The organism is Acinetobacter wuhouensis, assembly GCF_001696605.3.
GTDB lineage: Bacteria > Pseudomonadota > Gammaproteobacteria > Pseudomonadales > Moraxellaceae > Acinetobacter > Acinetobacter wuhouensis.
The window spans coordinates 3304336-3321584 of sequence record NZ_CP031716.1 but is presented as its reverse complement, the minus strand read 5'-3'; the positions used below and the strand labels follow the sequence as shown (position 1 = coordinate 3321584).

General features: G+C 37.4%; 15 protein-coding genes and 3 tRNA genes. 8 read left to right on the top strand and 10 right to left on the bottom strand.

What is annotated here, in order from left to right; all coding sequences use genetic code 11:
- Positions 1-141: 141 nt before the first annotated feature.
- Entirely contained in the window at positions 142-1314 is a 1173-nt protein-coding gene (locus BEN71_RS16490) for an acyl-CoA dehydrogenase family protein (RefSeq protein ID WP_068973588.1), read from the bottom strand.
- Between the two features lie 179 nt (positions 1315-1493).
- On the opposite strand from BEN71_RS16490, the gene BEN71_RS16485 reads away from it, so the two are divergent.
- The 5 genes from BEN71_RS16485 (at position 1494) to BEN71_RS16465 (ending at position 7237) form a co-directional block, all read left to right on the top strand.
- Positions 1494-1751, top strand: coding sequence for an FAD assembly factor SdhE (locus tag BEN71_RS16485; RefSeq protein WP_068973589.1), 258 nt, complete (start codon positions 1494-1496; stop codon positions 1749-1751).
- A 31-nt stretch (positions 1752-1782) separates the two neighbouring features.
- Positions 1783-2172, top strand: coding sequence for a protein YgfX (locus tag BEN71_RS16480; RefSeq protein WP_130113792.1), 390 nt, complete (start codon positions 1783-1785; stop codon positions 2170-2172).
- A 582-nt stretch (positions 2173-2754) separates the two neighbouring features.
- On the top strand, positions 2755-3852 hold the full coding sequence (locus BEN71_RS16475) for a hypothetical protein (RefSeq protein WP_068973591.1): 1098 nt from the start codon (positions 2755-2757) through the stop codon (positions 3850-3852).
- A 112-nt stretch (positions 3853-3964) separates the two neighbouring features.
- The gene (gene rrtA, locus BEN71_RS16470) at positions 3965-4573 is read left to right on the top strand and encodes a rhombosortase (RefSeq protein WP_068973592.1); all 609 of its coding nucleotides are present in this window, start codon (positions 3965-3967) and stop codon (positions 4571-4573) included.
- Positions 4574-5038: 465 nt separating this feature from the next.
- Positions 5039-7237, top strand: coding sequence for a TRAP transporter large permease subunit (locus BEN71_RS16465; RefSeq protein ID WP_068973593.1), 2199 nt, complete (start codon positions 5039-5041; stop codon positions 7235-7237).
- A 187-nt stretch (positions 7238-7424) separates the two neighbouring features.
- Here the strand turns inward: BEN71_RS16465 and BEN71_RS16460 are convergent, their stop codons facing one another.
- From BEN71_RS16460 to rnr, 7 genes are all read right to left on the bottom strand, one after another.
- Positions 7425-8309 carry a DMT family transporter gene (locus BEN71_RS16460; protein ID WP_068973594.1) on the bottom strand — a complete coding sequence of 295 codons (885 nt, stop codon included), beginning with the start codon at positions 8307-8309 and terminating at the stop codon, positions 7425-7427.
- Positions 8310-8477: 168 nt separating this feature from the next.
- Positions 8478-8918: a hypothetical protein gene (locus tag BEN71_RS16455; protein WP_068973595.1), complete on the bottom strand. Its 441-nt coding sequence runs from the start codon at positions 8916-8918 to the stop codon at positions 8478-8480.
- A 16-nt stretch (positions 8919-8934) separates the two neighbouring features.
- Entirely contained in the window at positions 8935-9144 is a 210-nt protein-coding gene (locus tag BEN71_RS16450) for a YheV family putative zinc ribbon protein (protein WP_171405037.1), read from the bottom strand.
- Between the two features lie 42 nt (positions 9145-9186).
- Positions 9187-11241 (bottom strand): M3 family metallopeptidase, encoded by a 2055-nt coding sequence (locus tag BEN71_RS16445; RefSeq protein WP_167443681.1) that lies wholly within the window; start codon positions 11239-11241, stop codon positions 9187-9189.
- An 89-nt stretch (positions 11242-11330) separates the two neighbouring features.
- Complete coding sequence (locus BEN71_RS16440; protein ID WP_068973597.1) at positions 11331-11942, bottom strand: hypothetical protein; 612 nt, start codon at positions 11940-11942, stop codon at positions 11331-11333.
- A 65-nt stretch (positions 11943-12007) separates the two neighbouring features.
- A complete protein-coding gene (locus BEN71_RS19125) occupies positions 12008-12586 on the bottom strand; it encodes a hypothetical protein (protein ID WP_068973598.1) in 579 nt (192 codons plus the stop codon).
- Positions 12587-12675: 89 nt separating this feature from the next.
- Positions 12676-15126: a ribonuclease R gene (gene rnr, locus BEN71_RS16430; RefSeq protein ID WP_068973599.1), complete on the bottom strand. Its 2451-nt coding sequence runs from the start codon at positions 15124-15126 to the stop codon at positions 12676-12678.
- A 264-nt stretch (positions 15127-15390) separates the two neighbouring features.
- Here rnr and BEN71_RS16425 point away from each other — a divergent pair.
- From BEN71_RS16425 to BEN71_RS16415, 3 genes are all read left to right on the top strand, one after another.
- A tRNA-Ser gene (locus BEN71_RS16425) sits at positions 15391-15480 on the top strand.
- A 15-nt stretch (positions 15481-15495) separates the two neighbouring features.
- Positions 15496-15572: transfer RNA gene (locus tag BEN71_RS16420), tRNA-Arg, on the top strand.
- A 51-nt stretch (positions 15573-15623) separates the two neighbouring features.
- Positions 15624-15700, top strand: a tRNA-Arg gene (locus BEN71_RS16415).
- 56 nt (positions 15701-15756) lie between these two features.
- On the opposite strand, the gene BEN71_RS16410 is transcribed toward BEN71_RS16415, so the two are convergent.
- Both BEN71_RS16410 and BEN71_RS16405 read right to left on the bottom strand, forming a co-directional pair.
- Entirely contained in the window at positions 15757-16413 is a 657-nt protein-coding gene (locus BEN71_RS16410) for a hypothetical protein (protein ID WP_068973600.1), read from the bottom strand.
- 72 nt (positions 16414-16485) lie between these two features.
- Positions 16486-17175 carry a hypothetical protein gene (locus BEN71_RS16405; protein WP_068973601.1) on the bottom strand — a complete coding sequence of 230 codons (690 nt, stop codon included), beginning with the start codon at positions 17173-17175 and terminating at the stop codon, positions 16486-16488.
- Positions 17176-17249 lie beyond the last annotated feature (74 nt).

The following is a 17249-nucleotide window of genomic DNA, read 5'->3' as shown; positions in this document are numbered from 1 at the left end:
ATTTAACGAAACTTGATTACAGTGTGGTTTATTCGTTATAGCCTAAATTGATCTGTTAAAGATAACGGCGGATTACGAAAAGCAGATGAAGAAAAAGGAGCTTTCGCTCCTTGATCTATTTTGAATTTATTTACAATTTTTTTACATTGAACGTGAAATGAGCTCTTTCATGATCTCATTGGTGCCTGCATAAATACGGTTCGCACGGTTGTCGATATAAGCACGGGCAATCGGATATTCAAGCATATAGCCATAGCCACCGTGTAATTGTAGGCACTCATCGACAACTTCTGAGAATAATTCAGAAATTTTATATTTAGCCGCCGCAGCTGCATCTACGCCTAAATTACCTTCAAGCTGTAGTTCCATACAGCGATCTAAATAAGCACGGCAAAAATCAATTTCTGTACGCATTTCAGCAAGTTTGAAACGGGTATTTTGGAAAGCACCAATCGGCTTACCAAAAGCCTTACGGTCTTTAGTGTATTGAACAGTGTGTGCTAAAGCTGCTTCAGAGCCTGCTTGGCAAATGATCGCAACCAACATACGTTCCCATGCTAACTCTTTCATGAGCATGATGAAGCCCATACCTTCCATACCGAGTAAATTCTCTTTCGGTACACGCACATCTTCAAAGAACAATTCACAAGTATCTTGACCTTTCATCCCAATTTTATTGAGCGGTTTACCTTTGGTGAAACCAGCACGATCTGCTTCAACAATAATTAAAGACAAGTTGGCAGAACCTTTGTCAGAATTACCTGTTTTACAAACCACGATCGCCATGTCACATAAGTAACCATTGGTGATGAAAATTTTAGAACCATTGATGACATATTCATCACCATCTAAAACAGCAGTGGTACGTACACCTTGTAAATCTGAACCTGTACCTGGCTCAGTCATCGCAATTGCAGTGACTGCTTCACCAGAGACCATTTTTGGAATCCAATGTTTCTTTTGTTCTTCATTACCAAAGTTATTGATATAGTTCGCAACGATGTCTGAATGCAAAGAAAAACCTGTTGAAGAATCCATGGCATAAGCTTGTTCTTCAATCAAAATCATACTGTAAAGACGGTCTACACCATAACCACCATACTCTTCAGGCATGGTTGCACAGAGTAAGCCCATTTCACCCGCTTTATTCCACAAATCACGATCTACATGTTGTTGAGCTTCATATTTGGCAATATTGGGAACGACTTCTTTTTCATAAAATTTACGTACAGTTTCACGAAATGCTTCATGTTCAGCATTAAATAATTTACGTGGTAACATATTTGCTAAAGGTCGGATTGCACCTGATTGCATTTTTATAATATCCATATGAGTTTTAGTGCTTTGAAATTATGTGAAAAAGAATAGACTCGCAATGAGATGAATGCTCAAAACCCATTTTTAAATGATGAATTTGGTCATTTGGTAGAATTTAGCAAGAAATTTGTAGGGAATCAGGTAAACTAATGCAGAATTTACCATAGGGGAAAATGATGTCTGAAGAACTAACTTTAGAAGAACGTAAAGTGATTTATCGCGCACGTCGTGGTTTAAAAGAAATCGATGTATATTTTGACCCTTATGTAAAACAGTATTACTTACAGGCAGATGCTGAAGAAAAGTTACTTTTTAAAGAATTGGTTGATCAAGAAGATCCTGATTTATTGGACTGGTTTATGGAAGTGTCAGAACCGCCACGTCCTGAGTTACGAGATTTGATTAATAAACTCAAACACTATGTTCATGGTTGATTCTGATGAATCAATTTTTAAGTGAATTGATGTGAGTATGCATCAGCGCTATGCGTTAAAACCCAGTCGTGTTGCACTGGGTTTTCAGCTTTTTAGTCTCTTGTGTATCACTATTTTATTGTCTTTTTTATTGAATATATGGTTGTGTATCCTTTTACTGGGCATTGCTTTATTGATATTAAAATTATTTAGGAAGCAATCTACGGTTATTTGTTTAGAACAACTTGATCATGATGTGTGGAGTTTACAACAAGCTGATTGTAGGTTGATTCAACAAGTGAAAGTCAAAAAAATACTCAATCACTCTTTATATATTGTGATCACTTTTCAAAACAAAGAAGACCCAAATTTAATCATTTGGTGTGATCAATTATCTAAACAACAATGGAAATCGATGCAAACACGTGCAAGATTGAATTGATTGTTAAACAATTCTAAATTTTTGATAAGAATAATAAATATTATAAAATAATTACTTATAGAAAAATATGTCTAAATAATAAACATTGTTAGACGAGATCGCATGAAAATCACAGCAAAATAGAATTGTTAGACAATTTTCATGATGAATAATTCATTCTACAGGTAAATTAAACCTACCAACAGCGAATGAGGAATTTCCAAATGGGTGAAATTCATACGTATTGGTTTCTAATCGTCGCAATTGTACTTGCGATTACTGTAGGAAGATTAGGAACTATGCTGAGGGAACAGATTGAGAAAGCGGACAGTAATACATTTATTAGCCGTAAATTTAGAAAACTCAAAACAAATAAGCTCTCTTAGAGTTTACCGTTTAATAAGCAGCATGTGCCGAACCGTCGCTATGCTGCTTTTTTTTGCCTAAAATTTTTATAAAAATCACATTGGGTCAATTGCACAACATTTGAAGTATGGCAAATTGTTGAGATAAAATTAGAGCTATTACTCTTTTATTCAGATGTAGCTTCTGATATTGTGAGTGAAAAAGGATATAAACACAATTATATAGAGGACAGGAAGTATGTCTAAGGTCCACAAATTTGGTCAATTGATGCTGACCGCAGTTGTTGCCTCATCTGTTTTATCAGGTTGTTCATACGTCGTTAAATCTGGTGCAAATGTAGCATTAGGATTCAGTGAAAAGCACATTGTTCCACCTATTTTGGCAGGTAATGATACAGACATGGCTTGTAATTCAGGTAGTGCTTTAACACCTGCAATTATGGCAACCAAAGATATGGGTGCAGACCCTACACGTATGGCGGTATTGCTCTATTCAGCAGCGGGTATGTGTGCTGAAAATCGTGCGCTCGATGCGGAACTTAGATATTTACGTGCCTCAAAAGACGGTAAAGTGACAGAAGCTCAGGATGCCCGTGTAGAGCAAAAACGCTGGGCTGCGCTTGCTGCAGAGCGTCAATATGCAGGCTATCAACTTTTTGCAGAACGTTGGCAAGCAAAATATAAATATACGCTTGGCGACTCTTGTCCAACCATGCGTAAAGATTTAGATCAGACGATTTACCTGATTGGTATGTTGAGTGGTTTACAAGCCATGACCAATGACATTAACTCGGGTGGTGCTGTCAACGTGCCAAAAGATATTGCCGCGATTGTTGAACGTGGTATGGCATGTTTGGACAATAATAAATTCTGGGGTGCGCCAATGGCGACCCGTGCAGTGATTTGGATTCTATTACCTGGTGCGGGTGATGGTAAGCCGGATCCTTATCAAACATTACAACAGTCGATGCAGATTGCTGAACAAAAAGGTGTACGTTTAGCTTTTGCAATGAATGCGGTAGCAGCACAAGCCAGTGGTGATGATGCTAAGTTAAGAGGCGCATTGAAATCATATGCGGCATCACGTGCAGATGATAAGCCGATCAATCCTGAGTTTAGATTATTGGATGGTATGGCAGGTCAAATGATTCAAGGTATCGCAGATCGTTATTGGACTGAGCATACTGGGGTTCGTGCTGCGGATGATGGTATGACAACATTCTGGGACGAACAAGCTTCAAGTGGTGATGATGAGTTATTTAATGACTTGCCTGCGCCAACAGGAGGTGCTGGAGATACAGCAGCGCCAGCTGAAGATACAACTGTAGCACCTTAACTTTAGGTGATGTTATGCAAGCGCTGATCGATAAAAGGTCATTAAGTTTGAAGATGAGTTAGAATCAAAGAAGAGCGATCGCTCTTCTTTTTTTACATTTTCATGGTGGGAAATGATACAAGTTAAGCAAAATGACACAGTATTGTTTATTTTCTTCAGTCTGATTTTTTTTGCGGTACTGCAATGTTTTCAGGATCATTTGATTTATCGACATGATTTGTTTTGGAATCAGCCTTGGCGTTGGTGGACAGCGCATTGGGTACATGTAGGATGGATACACTACGTTTTAAATGTGCTGGCTTTGATGTGTTTGCCATTTTTATTTCCGCAGATCAATAAAAAAGCTTTATTAGGTTTGCTGATTGTTTTACCACCATTTTTGAGCTTGAGTTTTTATTATTTTTATCCTGAAATTTATGCCTATGCAGGACTATCAGGCATATTGCATGGTTTATTTGTTTTTTCTACATTGATGAGTTTAAAAGAAAAGTCAGAAAGACATTTTGCTTTGATTATTTTACTAGGCATCATTTTAAAGCTTGTTTGGGAACATTTTTTTGGAGCATTACAAACGCAGCAATTGATCGGGCATCCAGTCTTAACACAAGCTCACTTACTTGGCGTGATCTATGGGAGTTTAGCCGCTGCGTTGTGTTTATTTTTTCAAATCAATGTTTTTAACACAAAACCACAGACTTCAAAAAAAACGCACTTTGACTGAAAATGTTGAAATGAATGATGTGATGTGGGGAGTTTAATTGTCATATTTCCAAAACACAAAGAAAGTGTATTGGATTGATTCTACTTAGTTTTATTTAAAACAATGAGAAGAAAATATTTACAATAATGCATTTTTAGAGTTAAAACCTGAATTTTTATTAATTTTTTCGTGATTAATGAATAATCAGTCACTATTTATATTGATTCATTTGAAATTCAAGGTATTTTAATAAGAATAAAAGATAGGCATAAGATGATGTGTAGACATTAATTTTTAAACTAAGCGATGAGTTGACAAAATACTCGCCGAAAAAATAAATCTTTGTCATGTTTTTTTTAAGAAAATTACGGCACCTTTAGAGTGTAATGATAGGAATGGGTATTGGTAAAGGATTTTACTATCACCTAATAATAAAGATGAGCTGTACATGTTTGTTGTACGGTGGGCATAAAAACTGGAATAACAATGCAAGATTCTGTAAATAATAGATCAGGATTAGGTCTACTCAGTTATATCTGGAATGAGTGGATCTCAACCTTTGTCGTCCTTGTTCTGCTTCTGTTGACTTTGATCATTGGAACAGGGGATATGATTCATGGACAGATGCTTCGTTTTGGTGAGCGTCTATATGGAGATGAGAAAATAGGAATGCAATATTCCTATTTACGTGCTGAACCCACCAAGCCATCGTGTGACCGTAATATGGACATCGATAAGCTTGTAAAAGAAAAAATGGAGCAGGAAGCAAAAGATCCGGATGCAGCGTTTTTCGGTTTAACCCCAGAGGCTGATGTTCGTGCTTCATTTGTTTCAGCTCAATCAGACTGTAATCAAAAATATGCTTTTTATGATAAAGCCAATAAGCATATGGAACAGCATTCAACGATTCGTAGCTATCGTTCGATGGAAACGGGTTTCTTCTGGATACTCAAATGGGGTACAGAGAACCGCGTTCTGATTCTTATTTTAATGGTGGTGATTGCTTCAATTACAGCTTCATTGAAAATGCACCACATTGGTTTGCGTCCTGCGCGTACCAAACTTGATTTCAAAGTCTATAACATCGCAATGGTAATCGGTAATGCCTTACTGAGCTATTCAGTGATTAGCCAATACCGTTCTGTTTTAAATTCTGGTGTGGAGTCTACTCACGAAACCATAGGTGTGTATTGGCTATGGATGATTTTATTTGTCATCTTGACCATTATCAGTTTGTTTAAATTGTTCCGTACACCTGCAGATGCTGAAGAGGGTGGTAACTTCGGACTCGCAATGTTGAGTATTCCGTTATACGCATTCATGGCGATAGTCACAGGTATTGCATTTACCTTCTTTATGGACTATCCAATGGGGCAAGGAATTTACCTTGGCTTGTTGACTGAGTTCTCGAATATCTTCTTGAATTTAGCATTGTTCATTTGGGCAGGTATGTTGTTGACGCAAACACGCGTCATGGATTTATTCTTAGCGATTTTACGCCCATGGAATCTTGCGCCAGAAACATTGACTTGGATCATTTTGATTGGTGCTGCAATTCCAACTGCTTATACCGGTGCTTCTGGTATCTTCGTCGTTGCAGCGGGTGCGATCATTTATAAAGAAGTTTGGAACTCAGGTGCGCGTCGTCAATATGCATTGGCTGTATCTGCAATGTCAGGTTCATTGGGTGTCGTACTACGTCCATGTTTGCTTGTTATTCTGATCTCGATGCTCGATAGCCGTCATGTGACTTCAGATGAATTATTTGATCATGGTATCTATGTATTCTGGTTAACTGCATTTATTTTCCTTGGTGTGTCTTTATTCCTTGCTGAAGATAAATTCCGTATTAATTCACCGAAAACAGCTGTACCTGGAATGCTACGTGCTTTAGTACCTGTGATTCCTTATGTTTTAGTGGTTATTGCAGTAATTGGTTTCTACCAATATGGTTTAGACACTAAAATGGATGAGTTTACAGCACCTGTAATTCTTCCAATTATGCTCTTGGCATTTATCTTATTTGATAAGTTCTTTGGTGATAAGTTACCAGTACCTGAGAATCCAAATAAAGCACTTGCATTGCAACATGAGCAAGATTCTGAATATTTACGTGAACATGGAAATACAGCTGAGAAGAAGCGTGGTTTTGCAGGTTCAGTTTGGTTCTCAACCTCTGAAAGTGTGGGGCATATTGGTGCTTTAATTATCTTGATGGCGTTATCTGCAAGTGTGGGTGGTCTGATTGAGCGTAGTGAAATCGTGACTATGGTTCCAACGCATTTGGGTAGTATCCTGATCACACTTGGCTTCATGGCATTATTACTCGCGATGATCGGTATGACTACAGATCCATTCGGTGCGGTGATTCTTGTTGCTGCGACAATTGCGCCTGTTGCCTTTGATAATGGTATCCATCCAATCCACTTCTGGATGATTGTATTGGTTGCATTTGAATTCGGTTATGTGACACCACCAGTGGCACTGAATCACTTGCTGACGAGGCTCTCCGTCGGTGATGCGGAAGTCGCCGCCGCCGATGCAGAAGCGAAAGCCAAATACACAAGCTTCTATTATCGATATGAACGTTGGATCTTGCCAATCGTGGTGTTGTTCTCATCACTGCTCTTGGTTACTTACGGTCCATACTTGTTTAATCTGTTCGACTGGTACCCGAACAAGTAGTTGAACTAAAATATAGTGATAGATGAAAGCGCCTTCGGGCGCTTTTGTTTTTTGCTGAGTTATGGAAGAAGAATGATTGAGAAATGATGATTGATAAAGTGAAAGAGAGAAAGTTTAGTGTTCAACTGATTGTAATAAAATATGGGAGGATTCACGGGTATTTTATGAATACTCTCTAAGCATGAGATTAGGGTTTAAATTGATTTAATTTCTTCTGTAACATTGGATTACACAGAATGATGGCAACTAAAATAAAGCCGAAACCGATTAGGCTATAGTGATCGGGTATTTCACCCCAAAATAAAAATCCCCATGTCCCTGCAAAAATAATCGCAATATAATTCACTGGACCAATTTGTCCCGCAGGCGCAAGTTTGTAGGCATAGGACATAAACATTTGACTGATATTCGCTAAAAGCCCAGCACCAATTAAAAATGCTAATTCTTTAACTGTATAAGGACGAATCATCCAGAACATCGGAATTGCTGAAATGACTGTGCCAATAAGACAGAAATAAAATACGATGCGTTCAGGCGGTTCTGTACTGGTCAACGCACGAACGGTGACAAATGCCATCGCGGCTAAGAAACTCGCACTCAAACCAATCATTGAAATTTGATTGAACATTCCGCTGTCAGGTTTAGCGACACAAATGACACCAAATAGTCCGAGTCCAGCAGCAATAAGCATCGACAAGGTAATTTTTTCTTTGAGAAATAACCATGCAATCAGTGGGATAAAAATCGGTGAAGAATAAGTAAAGACCATGGCATTGGATAATTTAAGATGTGCAATGGCGTAGAAAAATCCATACATCGCCGTGAGTCCCACAAGCGCACGCCATGTATGCATCCATAATTTTTGGGTTTTAAAAAAACCAATGCCTTTATTAAAAATCAGTGGTAGAAAAATAAAAATCCCAACAAAATTACGGAAGAACACGATCGTATAATTATCTAGAGTATATGATGCATAGCGGATACAGACGCCCATGATTGAAAATAAAAAAGCAGAGAGCATGAGTAAGCCGATTGCAATCAAAATATTGTTATTGGGTGATTCTGTGTTCATGATGGATGCATTGGCGAGATTTATGTTGAATCTTAGCAAATTTTGAGCGATTAAAATTCAGAGGATGATTGGTGTATTTTTAATAATTTAAAGTTTTTAATTCTTAACAGTATATTTAAATTTGAAAAAGCTTTAACTATTTGAGTTAAAGCTTTTATTAAGCGTGGATTATTGAGTTTGCGTAGCTAATTGCTGTTCAAGGATTTTGATTTGTTCTTCTTTTAGCTTGATCAGTTGGTCTGCATCAGCATGTTGAGATTTTAAACTTTGTTGTTGTTCACCCAATTGTGTTTGGATGTCATCAAGTTTGGCAACTTCTTCTTTGGCAAGACTCGCATTTTCAGGAACCTTATCTTTTAAAATGGTTTCATTCACCAATTCAATATGAGTCGATTCAGATGCTGCTGTTTGTTCAATTGCTTGTGCAACAGGCGGTGTAACAACTTCAGTTTTTTTCGTCGTTATTGGTGTGTTTAGTTGATCATTGGTTGCGGTTTTATTCGATGGATTATTCAACCAGAAGAAAACAGCGATAAGTAAAATAACAACAACTAAGCCAGCCGCAATGATCCACATTAATTTTGGATTATTCCTTTGATCTATTTGCATTTTTTTGTGATCCAATCTACTTTGAGGAACGAGGCTTGAATTGAATTACCCCAATTTCATCAGGTACGGCAGGCTCTTCAGGTGCGTCTATGTGGGTAGGACGATTTTCAGAGTAGCCACACTCGATGCATTCAATCCATTCAGCATCGTTTTGGGTGAGCATAACAATACGATCCATCGCTTCACATTTAGGACATTTTGCACCAGCAATGAAACGACGTTTAATATTCATACACCCACCACACTTTAAACAATTTTAAAGCTTAGTTTAAGCGCTTTTAGCGTTATTCGTCCAACCCTGATGTCGTAATAATGCATCTATTTTAGGCTCACGCCCACGGAAATTGATAAATGCGTCAAGTGCTGTATCTTTTCCGCCAACTGCAAGGATTGCCTTACGGAATTCCTGACCAGTTTGGGTGTTAAAAACGCCCTCATTCTCAAAACGATCAAAGGCATCGCTGGCTAAAACTTCTGCCCATTTATATGAATAATAACCCGCAGCATAGCCCCCCGCGAAAATATGACTAAAGCCATTTTGGAAACGGTTATATGGTGCAGTAGCTAATACCGCATATTTATTGCGAATATCATCCAATGTCGCCTGAATTTGCTCGGCATTTAAAGCAGGTGTTAGTTTGTGAATGGTCAGGTCGAATAAGGCAAACTCGATTTGACGTAACGTTTGCATACCTGATTGGAAGAAACGTGCATCCAGTAAAGCTTTAAGCAAGTCATTTGGCAATGTATCTTTAGATTCGATATGTTCGCTGATTAGGGCGAGGCTTTCAGTATCCCATGTCCAAAATTCCATAAATTGACTTGGCAATTCCACTGCATCCCACGCTACGCCGTGTGTGCCAGCAACAGAAATATTATCCACCTCAGTCAACATGTGGTGTAAACCATGTCCAAACTCATGGAACAATGTATTCACTTCATCATGAGTGAGTAGGGCGGGTTGGTCACCAACAGGTGGTGTGAAATTTCCGACCATATAACAAATCGGTTTTTGTAAGCCTTCATCTGTTTGCATACGTGAACGGAAACCACTCATCCATGCGCCACCACGTTTACCGCTACGTGCATAGAGATCGAAATAGAAACCACCAATCACAAAGCCTTGATCTTCCAATTCATAATAATGCGCATCTGCATGCCAAAGCGGTGCCTCACGTTCAACAACTTTGATGCCATATAAACGATTTACAACATTGAATAAACCTTGAATCACTTTCGGTGCAGGGAAGTATGGTTTTAAATCTTCTTGAGAAAGATTGAATTTTTGTACTTTAAGCTTTTCAGAATAATAGGTGCTGTCCCAAGGTTTGAGTTCTTCAATGCCATCTTGTTGCGCAATGGCTTTCAGCTCTTCGATTTCTTGTAGGGCAGGCTTACGTGCATGCTCAGCCAAATCCACAAGGAATTGATTCACAGTTTCAACATCAGGTGCCATTTTTGAAGCCAGTGAATATTCTGCATAATTATCAAAACCTAGAAGTTTCGCCATTTCTTGACGCAAACTTAAAATTTCAACCATCACAGGGGCATTGTCATACTGTGTATCCTGCGCTTGATCAGAAGCGCGAGTCACATAAGCGTGATAGATTTCTTCACGTAGGGCACGGTCTTCTGCATAAGTCATGATCGCCAAATAAGATGGAATATCTAAAGTGGCAACAGGCTGATCTAACTCACGTTGTTGACCATACTGTTTTAACAGTTCAATACTGCTTTGTGGCAAGCCTTTGAGTTGATCTTCACTTAATGGTTTGTGATACGCCTGTGTTGAATCTAAAACATGGTTGGAAAAGTCAGATGACAGTTGTGAAAGTCGTGCTGAAATTTCTGCATAACGTTTTTTCGCTTCACCTTCGAGTGCCACACCTGAAAGTTTAAAGTCACGTAAAGCCAATTTGATGGCACTTTGTTGTGCAGCAGGCAAGTCTGCAAAAATTAGATTGTCATGAATATTTTGATAGGTTTGGAATAGCGGAACATGTTGTCCAAGCTGGGTGTAATATTCGCTTAAACTCGGTAAGAGTGATTGGTAAATTTCACGTGTTTCAGCATTGTTCATCACCGCATTGAGGTGTGATAACACGCCCCAAGATTCGCTCATATTATTTTCAAGCGTATCTACTTTTTCTAATACATGAAGTTGTGTTTGAATGCTTTCAGGAACTTGTGTCAGTTCATTTAAAAAAATCTGCCCATCTTGAATGGCGTGTTCGATATTTTGTTTGAGTTGATCTAAGGTGATTTGATCGAATTGTGGTACAGGCAAAGTCGCCTTTTCTAATGTCATTGTTTCTAAGGTCATGGGTGATGCCAAAATAATGTCCTGAATTATCTATAGATGTAGGGCTTCTGGACAGGGAAATCAAGCTTTGGCAATAAATTTAAACAGTGCTATTGGATTTTCTTGGTTTTTAGATCGAATTCAAATGGCACTGAATAGACACCTGCATCAAAACTAATTCCTAGAATGTTCTTTTTAAGATAAAAACCATCTGCATTTTTTAAATCAATTGTATGCGGATCTTCTGCATAATCTCGATATAAATATTGCAGATCAGCACTATTACATTCTTCGGTGATTGGTATTTTGGGTATGATACATGGTTCGAGTTCTTCACCAATTTGTCGTGAAATATTTATTGCTGAAAGCTGATATTTTTTAATAACTTGATCTTGTGTCATGAGCTTTTTATTTTTAAGATTAATCACAAAATATCGGCTTCGATAATACGTATGACCACCTGAAATTTCTTGATTCACCCGAATACTTAAATAATCATGGTCTTGATAAATTTTGTCACTTTCAAAGTCAATCGGTACTCCCTCATCCTGTAAAAGTTGTTGTTGAATTTGTTGGTTGATCTTTTTAAAGTCTTTAGCCTGAATGTAGGGAATATTACCTGTAAATGAGTTGAATTTTTTAGGAATAGGGTGAGTAGTAAATATAGATTCTGCATAAAGATTTGTGGAAATAAGCAGAGTGAACAAAATTAAATTTTTCATTGATGCATCATCTTTTTGTTTTATATTCAAACTGTAGCATGAACTTCATGCAATTTGAGAGCCGATTAATGATTCTTCTCAGATATACGAATATGATCAATCGAGTAAACAATTGTGCCAAGTGAACTTTTTTGACAGGTGATTTGCAAAACGACTTTTTTATTTTTATATCGCTCAAATTCATCTTTATTGATTTTGAAAATAGGTAAGCAGGAGTATTTGTTAGATAAGCAATAAGTTGTATTTCCTTTAAAGCTATGTTCTTTTGTATGTGCTGCTAAAATTTCAACAGATTTGATTCCTGATACTTTCGTATAAAACATAGGAAAAAACTGAGAAAAATTAAGCCAGAATACAGGTATAAAACAGATGGGAAATATGATCAGACAATAAAGCAAAGGTCGTTTCTGAAAATTCTTCCATGAACGCGGAATGATCCATTGTTGCTTACGATATAAAAAGAAAAAATATAGAATGATGGCACAGTAAAGAGTAATTGAAGCACAAAGAGCAAAGATATTAACCGCTTTTGTTGCATGAAAATTAACAGATGAAACCCCGTAAGTTGCACTAATGAGTGAAAGAAACAGAATGAAAATCACATAATAATGGTAATAATATTTAGAAATTGAACTTTTTGACATGGCAAATTTTATTTTAAAATTTAGATAATTATAAACAAAAAGAGCGCCGAAGCGCTCTTATTTAAAAACTAAACTATGTACTTAAAAAGCTACTCATCCTTTGCTTTTGCATTAGACTTTTTCTTTTTCGGTTTAGCCTTTTTCTTCACTTTATCTTTAGCCTTTGTTTCAGGCTTCGTTGCACTGTTTTTACTAGACTTTTTACCGTAAGAACTAGGCTTTCCTTTTGATTTTTTCTTTCGAAAGGGACGTTCTCCATCGTCACTGACATTGTTATTGTCAGCATCCGATTTAACACGTGTAGGACGATCAGAAAAAACTTCTTCTTTTGCTGTTGGTTTCGCAACGCGTGGCGCACGACTACGAATCACACGACCTGCATGAGAAAGTTGTTGTAACAGCTCAAAGTCGATCTTGCGTTCTTCAATATTCACACCAGCAACTTTGATTTTTACTTCATCGCCTAAACCAAAGACTTGTCCGCGATTTTGACCGACAAGACTTTGACTGACTTGATCAAAGACAAAATAATCATCGCCGAGTTGACTCACATGCACCATACCATCGACATACAGGTCTTTCAGCGTCACGAATAAACCAAATTCAGCAGTCGCACTAATCACACCGACAAATTCTTCACCAATATGCTGCTGCATATAATGACATTTCAACCAAGAAGTCACTGAGCGAGAGGCTTCATCGGCACGACGTTCGGTTGCTGAGAAATGTTCACCTGCTTCATCCAAGGCTGAACCTGAGAGCGGATATTTCTTAGTCGTTAAACTGGCTTTGATCGCACGATGCAACAATAAGTCAGGATAACGACGAATTGGCGAAGTGAAGTGCGTATACGCTTCATAAGCCAAACCATAGTGACCAACATTTTTCGGACCATAATAGGCTTGCATCATTGAGCGTAATAAGACGGCATGAATACTTGGTGCATCAATACGATCTTTGGTTGCTTCAATGACTTTTTGATAATCGGCTTGTGTCGGCTGATCAGGGAATGGCAAACCAAGCAATTTCACAAAATCTTTAACTTTTTGAATGCGTGAAAACTCAGGTGCTTCATGTACACGGTACAACATTGGCACTTCATTTTTTAAGCAATATTCAGCGGCTGCCACGTTGGCAAGCAACATACATTCTTCAATCAGTTTATGTGCAACATTACGTGAACGCGGTAGGATTTCTTTAATTCCACCTAACTCATCAAATGTCATATAGGTTTCAACAGTTTCGAATTCCATTGCATGGCGTTCAGCACGTAAACCTTTGAGTGTTTCATACAATTGATAAAGTGTATTTAACGACTTACGTACATCACGATCCTCAGGAACCGTTTTGCTGTCACCATCTAAGTATTGAGCGACTTGGGTATAAGTCAAACGTGCTTTTGAATGCATGACTGAAGGGTAGAATTCAAATTTGGTCACACGACCTGCACGGCTTAAATTCAAATCACAGACCATACACAAACGGTCAACATGCGGATTTAAAGAACACAAACCATTCGACAGTGCTTCAGGCAACATTGGCAAGACAAAATGTGGGAAATACACGGATGTACCACGTTCTTGCGCTTCGTCATCCAAAGGTTTACCAATGCGGACATAATGGCTGACATCGGCAATTGCCACGACAACACGATAACCGCCACCTGGACGTTTTTCAGCATAAACTGCATCATCGAAGTCACGTGCATCTTCACCATCAATGGTGACTAATGGCAAATCACGCAAATCAATACGACCTGCACGGTCTTTTGCCGAAGGTTCTTTGAAACTTTCAGCTTCTTTTACAACTTCTTCTGGAAATTCGTACGGTAAACCATATTCTAAAATGGTTTGTGGAATAATGATTTCTGTATCCGCTTTATCCGCCATGGATTGGATGATATGACCTGTGGCAAATTCATCACGGGTTGGATAATCATCAATTTCGACACGAATTGAATCGCCAACTTTAGCTTTGGCATGCTCAATCAGTTCTTTTTCTAAGGTAATCGGCTGATGTGCATTGGGATTTGAAGGTTGAATAAAATATTCATCTTCAAATTCAGCGACTTTACCAATCAGTTGTTTTACACGGCGCTGTGTCACTTCAGTGATATAGCCCCAAGCTTTACCTTTACGGTCAACCGAAGTTTGTTGGACTTTAACACGGTCGCCGTGGAAGACTTGGCGCAGTTCACGTTCAGGCAGTAAAAATTCTTCTTTTTTACCATCAATACTGGCAACACCTAAGCCTTTTGAGTTGACATAAACAGTCGCATCTAAAGTTGGTTGGTCTGCCATGAGTTGGTATTTAAAACCATCCTTCATCAGTTGACCATCACGCACCATTGCGCTTAAACGATGGCTCAACGCATCTATACTTTTTTGATCGGCAATTTCAAATGCTTCCACTAAATCAGCATGTGATAGTGGTTCTTGTTTTTGTTCTATCGTTTCAAGGATAAGGGTACGACTTGGAATAGGATTGTCGTAACGTTCGGCTTCAGCTTTCGCTTCAGGATCGACCCAATTTTTCATCATGTATTTGGTTTCTATTCAGAAGATAGGATTAGCATAAGTCATACAGGCAAATACTGCACGTAATTGATTGCAATATTGTGTTTTAAATTTTGATTTACGATTAATCTTTGAATTTTTTTAGCTAAATACTTATTTTGCAGCATAAAAAAAATACAAAATGATGAAAATTGCTTAAAAAGTATTTAATTGAGTAAATTTCTCTATTTTTTTTAATGTCATCCCTTGCCGAATCGGCTTTTAGTTTGTATTATGGCGGCTCGTTACGGTGAGATGGGTGAGTGGCTGAAACCACATCCCTGCTAAGGATGCATACGGGTAACTGTATCGAGGGTTCGAATCCCTCTCTCACCGCCAACGAATACTTATGATGCGCTCATAGCTCAGCTGGATAGAGCACTTGGCTACGAACTAAGGGGTCGGGAGTTCGAATCTCTCTGAGCGCACCAATTTAAATAAGTATTCGAAAAGTGACGAAGCCTTTATAGGCAATCAGGTACGCGCTCATAGCTCAGCTGGATAGAGCACTTGGCTACGAACTAAGGGGTCGGGAGTTCGAATCTCTCTGAGCGCACCAACTTGATGAAATTAACCGCTTAATTGCGGTTTTTTTGTGTCTGGGGTTTGGTTAAATTAAAAATAAATCATGGCTGTTTTATAGAGTTTGAAAAAGTAATAAATAACAATCGTTAAAGAAATAAATACCCTAAATTGGATGGGTGTAAATTTAAGTGTTGAAATCCAATAAATAAAAAATAAGGAAAGAAGAGTGCCACCAATTAATATTGCCCAAAGTTTTTTTGAATTTTTACTTATTTCTGACTGTGCATTTGGGTGCGAAATAAGTGTATTAATTTTTGATAATTGATTATTTCTATCAATATATTCAATAGTTTTTAATCTATAAACTTGATTCTTTGCGTGTTTAAGTTGAGTGTGATAATACTCAACACTTTTTAATACTGTTGTATGTTGAGCATATTCATTTTTGCAAAAAATGAATAGTTTTCCATGGCAAGTAAAGGTTTCTTTTTCTAAATGATTTATAGGTAAGGTGATTTTATAATGATTACGTGGGCGACTGACTGAATAAGAATTTACATTTATGTTCGGTATGGTTTTTATTTCCCATGAATAATTTCTTGCAAGATCAGTTTGAAAGAGGGCATTACTATGAAAAATTGTAAATATGATCGTAGTGAAAATTGTTAAAAAAAGACAGTAAAAAAAATTACTTGCATCTTCGGAAAATGTTTTTTCGTGATTTAAAGACTCTGAATTTTTAAGCATAATTTTTAAAAAGTAAATGTTGTAGTTTATTTATATTTTGATTCATTTAAAAGAGCACTCAAAGCCGTGATTTTATAGGATTGAACACATTATGAGTGTAAATAATATTATGACTATGCTGATTAGAAAAAATGATATTTTTAATCTATTGGACTTATTTTTTGAGATTGACTGATTTGGGTATTTGCTTTCATTTTGTATTAAATTTTGATTAAGTAGCTCATCAAGTTCAGGATAAGGCAATAACTCCTCACCAAAACCATCTATATCTAAATAGCGATCTTTAGGGATTTCTAACTTAAAATTTGTAGGAAGCCACATTTTTGATGGTGAGATATAATTCGGATTTTTTTGTTTCTCATCAATAAAATGAACCATATCAATCATGCATTCTTTAGCATCTTCACTAAAGGGGTCAATCGACATTCCCATAATATCAGTGACATTTAATTCAACGTTAAAGGTTGGAATACGTTCGAAATACGCTAAGAAAAGTTTAGCCAAAACTTCAGCTTTATCATTGTTATAAAGCGTAGACCAAATGTTTAATCTTGATTTGAATGTATCGCAAGCCTTTAAAACCGATGCGCTGAATGTGTAGTAGGTTGAATCGTCTTCATCTTTAAGTGTGGTAATGTCTTCAACGGTAAATAAAGCAATCCAAAACAGTGGAATGGCATATTTTACTTCTAGATATTCATCGGTTTCTTCATTGTATATTCCTTTGTCTTTCGCAACCCAAAGTGTTGAATAGTTTCCCATTATTTTTACTTTCTAAGTTTTTATATTCTACTAAAGTAAACGATCTTTCATTCTAAAGGAATAGAGCGACTATT